5 protein-coding genes are annotated in these 4,020 nt (G+C 46.4%); 4 read left to right on the forward strand and 1 reads right to left on the reverse strand.

Annotated features, from left to right (window positions below):
* The 4 genes from pdhA to PLH26_RS20715 all read left to right on the forward strand — a co-directional run.
* The coding region (pdhA, locus tag PLH26_RS20700; RefSeq protein WP_324587923.1) for a pyruvate dehydrogenase (acetyl-transferring) E1 component subunit alpha at window positions 1–989 on the forward strand (989 nt) is incomplete at its 5' end.
* Between the two features lie 43 nt (window positions 990–1,032).
* Window positions 1,033–1,713, forward strand: a complete 681-nt coding sequence (locus PLH26_RS20705) for a tetratricopeptide repeat protein (protein ID WP_324587924.1) — start codon at window positions 1,033–1,035, stop codon at window positions 1,711–1,713.
* 212 nt (window positions 1,714–1,925) lie between these two features.
* A complete protein-coding gene (ribH, locus tag PLH26_RS20710; protein WP_324587925.1) occupies window positions 1,926–2,429 on the forward strand; it encodes a 6,7-dimethyl-8-ribityllumazine synthase in 504 nt (167 codons plus the stop codon).
* Window positions 2,430–2,457: 28 nt separating this feature from the next.
* Entirely contained in the window at window positions 2,458–3,177 is a 720-nt protein-coding gene (locus tag PLH26_RS20715) for a (Fe-S)-binding protein (RefSeq protein ID WP_324587926.1), read from the forward strand.
* Window positions 3,178–3,256: 79 nt separating this feature from the next.
* On the opposite strand, the gene PLH26_RS20720 is transcribed toward PLH26_RS20715, so the two are convergent.
* Window positions 3,257–4,020: TIGR00266 family protein (locus PLH26_RS20720; RefSeq protein ID WP_324587927.1), on the reverse strand; the 764-nt coding region annotated here is incomplete at its 5' end.

Raw genomic sequence — 4,020 nt, forward strand, 5'->3', positions numbered from 1 at the left:
CTGTAAAATTTACAAAGGAAACCTACCTGTATTGGTACGAATTGATGCTTTTGCTGCGCCGGTTTGAAGAAAAAGCCGGGCAACTGTATGGAATGCAAAAGATCCGTGGTTTTTGTCATTTATACATCGGGCAGGAAGCATTGGCAGCGGGTTGCATGACCGCCACCAAACCCGAAGACCCGTTTATTACGGCCTACCGTGATCACGGATTGGCTATTGCGAAAGGAATAAGTGCCAGATCGTGTATGGCTGAATTATTCGGAAAAGCAACAGGGTGTTCAAAAGGGAAAGGCGGCAGCATGCATTTTTTTGGAATGAAGGAACGGTTTTTTGGAGGTCATGGCATTGTGGGCGCACAAATAGGAACGGGAGCCGGGCTGGCTTTTGCTGAACAATACAAGGGTACCGACAATGTGTCTATTACTTTTTTTGGAGATGGAGCCGCACGTCAGGGCATCCTGCATGAAACCTTTAACCTGGCTATGATATGGAAGCTGCCCGTGGTTTTTATTTGTGAGAACAACAATTACGCCATGGGTACTTCAATTCAAAGAACTTCCAACGTAATGGATATTTACAAGCTGGCTGATGCGTATGATATGCCCGGTGATACGGTAGACGGAATGAGCCCGGAAGCGGTGCACGAAGCTGTTGAGCGCGCTGTAAAGAGAGCAAGAGAAGGCGGCGGGCCAACATTGCTTGAAATAAAAACCTACCGGTATAAAGGACATTCCATGAGCGATCCGGCAAAATACCGCACCAAGGAAGAAGTAGAAGAATACAAACAGCGGGATCCTATTGAATACGCAAAAAGCAAGCTGATCGAAGCTTTTAAGGTTACCGAGGAAGAGATTGAAGTTATCAATGAAAGGGTAAAAAAGGAAGTAGAAGAGTCGGTAAAATTTGCCGAAGAAAGCCCGTGGCCAAACGACGACGAGTTGCTAAAAGACATTTACATACAGGAAGACTATCCATTTATAGTGGACTAAACAGGCAAAAATTACAATTCTAAAAAGAATACCCAAGCATAAAATGAGCGCAATAAAGAAACACGAAACGGTTAAGCATGGAGACAGGTTGTTGAATGCACAGGATTTTTGGGAAAGAAACAATAAAACAATTATTATCTTCTTAAGCGCTGTTATAGTGCTGGTGGGTGGTTATTTTGTATATAAATACTGGTTTAGGCTTCCCGAAGAAAAAAGGGCGGTTGAAGCCATTGCCAAAGCCCAGGAATACTTTGCCAGCGATTCGCTGCAACTGGCACTCAATGGCGATGGCAGAAATGCGGGCTTTTTAAAAGTGATCAGCAAATACGGGAATACGCCTTCGGGGAACCTTGCAAAATTATATGCGGGTGAAGTTTACCTTCAATTGGGCGATTACAATAATGCGTTAAAATACCTGAAAGATTTTGATGCCAACGGCTCTGTACAAACGCAGGCACTCGTATATGGATTGATGGGGGATGCCTGCTCAGAGTTGAAAAAGAATGCTGAAGCCGTGGAGAACTATAAAAAAGCAAGCACCACTTTTGAGCAAAACCAGGCGCTGTCATCGGAGTACCTTTTCAGGGCAGCCAGCCTGTACGAAGTGATGGGAAAAAACAAAGAGGCGATTGAGCTTTTCCAGCAGCTAAAGGATAAATATCCCAGAACGGAAAGAGGGTTTACGGCTGAGAAGTATTTAGGAAAATTAGGGGCAACCGAATAATTTCAGGTGTCAGCCATGAGCCGTCAGCTGACAGCCGATAGCTGCTGACAAAGGTAAGGCTACTCTTTTTCTGCTTGTTGCTGAAAGCAATGCTAATCAGTAATTTCGGTTTGGCATGATGAGGAACGATCATCTCTATCCGCCACGGCGGCGGATTGGTTTTATTTGTATTCTTGTCATTTGTTTTTTGGTTCTTATTATTTACACTTACAATGGCCGAAATAACCAACAGTAATTTATATCATTTAGATACAGGCATTCTACCTAAGGATGCCTGTGTTGTTATTGTGCGCACAGAGTGGAATGCGGCTATTGTAGACAAGCTGGAAGATGGCTGCAAAAGCATTTTAATCAGGCACCGGGTGGCTTACCGGGTAGTTACGGTTCCGGGTGCCTTTGAAGTGCCTTACGGGATAATAAGTTACTGGAATGCTCACCTGCAGTCAAAAAGCCGTCCCGATGCCTTTATTGCTTTGGCCTGCGTGGTAAGAGGCGGCACGCCGCATTTCGATTATGTGTGCAAAGGCATTACGGATGGTATCACCCGGCTGAATCTTACCCTGCCCGTTCCTTCAGTTTTTGGCGTACTTACCGTGGATACCGATGAGCAGGCCGGGGAAAGGACCGGCGGCAAACATGGGCATAAGGGAGAGGAAGCTGCCATTACTGCATTAAAAATGATAGCTTTGAAAGCGTCATTTGATAAGGACCTTTAAACCGATGCTGCAGGAAGTATAATGGTATATGGATGTTCAATTATTTATACCCTGTTTTATAGATCAGTTGTACCCGCAAACGGCTTTTAGTATGGTAAAAGTACTGGAAAAGCTGGGCTGCAGCGTTCAGTACAATACCAGTCAAACCTGCTGCGGGCAGCCGGCATTCAACGCCGGTTTCCGGGATGATGCACGTGATGTTTGCAATAAATTCCTTACAGATTTTTCGGGCACCGAATATATTGTTTCACCAGGTGCATCCTGCACAGGCTTTGTAAAAAATTATTATCCCCGCCTGTTTGATAATTCTTCCCTCCACAACGAGGTAAAAGACACCGGCAGAAGAATATTTGAATTCAGCGCATTTCTTACCGAAGTGCTCAAGGTTGAAGATGTAGGCGCCGCATTGCATGGAAAAGCTACATACCATGATTCGTGCGCTGCCCTGCGTGAATTGCATATTAAATCGGGGCCGCGCCGCTTGCTGCATTACGTAAAAGGGTTGGAGCTGATAGAGATGAATGACGTGGAAACCTGTTGTGGGTTTGGAGGTACTTTTGCCGTTAAATTTGAAGCCATCTCTGTTGCCATGGGCGACCAGAAAGTAACAAATGCCCGCAATACCGGCGCCGATTTTATCATATCAACCGATATGAGCTGCCTGATGCATCTTGACGGAGTTATTAAAAACAAAGGACTTCCGCTTCAAACCATGCATATTGCCGATGTACTGGCCAGTGGATGGTAGGGGTGAAGGTTTCAGGGTGCAGATTTGAGGGTGTTCGATGCATCCCTTGCAACCCGTAACCTGTGCCTTGTCTCTGAAGCTATCTTCCATCCCCATCCAGCAAATTACCCAATCCGCCCAGCAGGCTGCCTTCTTCCTTGCGGTTCACCGTACCATAGGCGAGTATCCGGCTGGCCAGGCGGCTAACGGGAAGGGTTTGGATCCATACTTTGCCCGGACCGCGTAAAGTAGCAAAAAACAGGCCTTCACCGCCAAATATGGTGTTGCGTATGCCGCCCACAAATTGTATGTTATAATCCACATCTTTTGTATATGCTACCAGGCAGCCTGTATCAATCCGCAGGGTTTCACCTGTCTGCAGTACGCGCTGAAATACATGTCCGCCGGCATGTACGAAAGCCATGCCATCTCCTTCCAGCTTTTGCATGATAAATCCTTCGCCCCCAAACAACCCCGTACCCAGCCTGCGCTGGAATTCAATGCCAATGCTCACACCGCGGGCAGCACACAGAAAAGAATCTTTCTGACACACCACTTTGCCACCCAACTCATACAGGTCGAGTGCTATGATCTTGCCCGGATACGGAGAAGCAAAAGCCACTCGTTTTTTACCCTGGCCAACGTTGGTAAAAGCCGTCATAAACAGGCTCTCACCGGTAAGCAGTCTTTTGCCGGCGCTGAATAATTTGTTCATTAAACCGCCGCCCTGCTTTTGGCTGCCATCGCCGAAGATCGTTTGCATTTGTATGCCATCATCCATCATCATAAAGGCGCCGCTTTCCGCCATTGCAGTCTCACCCGGATCAAGCTCCACATCTACATACTGCATTTCTTCGCCATAAA

It is taken from the genome of Agriterribacter sp. (genome assembly GCF_035444585.1).
Taxonomy (GTDB): Bacteria; Bacteroidota; Bacteroidia; order Chitinophagales; family Chitinophagaceae; genus Agriterribacter.

Bases quoted from the DNA above. Each gene is read 5' to 3' on its own strand.
- PLH26_RS20705 (WP_324587924.1), top strand. From the start codon at position 1,033: ATGAGCGCAATAAAGAAACACGAAACGGTTAAGCATGGAGACAGGTTG.
- ribH (WP_324587925.1), top strand. From the start codon at position 1,926: ATGGCCGAAATAACCAACAGTAATTTATATCATTTAGATACAGGCATT.
- PLH26_RS20715 (WP_324587926.1), top strand. From the start codon at position 2,458: ATGGATGTTCAATTATTTATACCCTGTTTTATAGATCAGTTGTACCCG.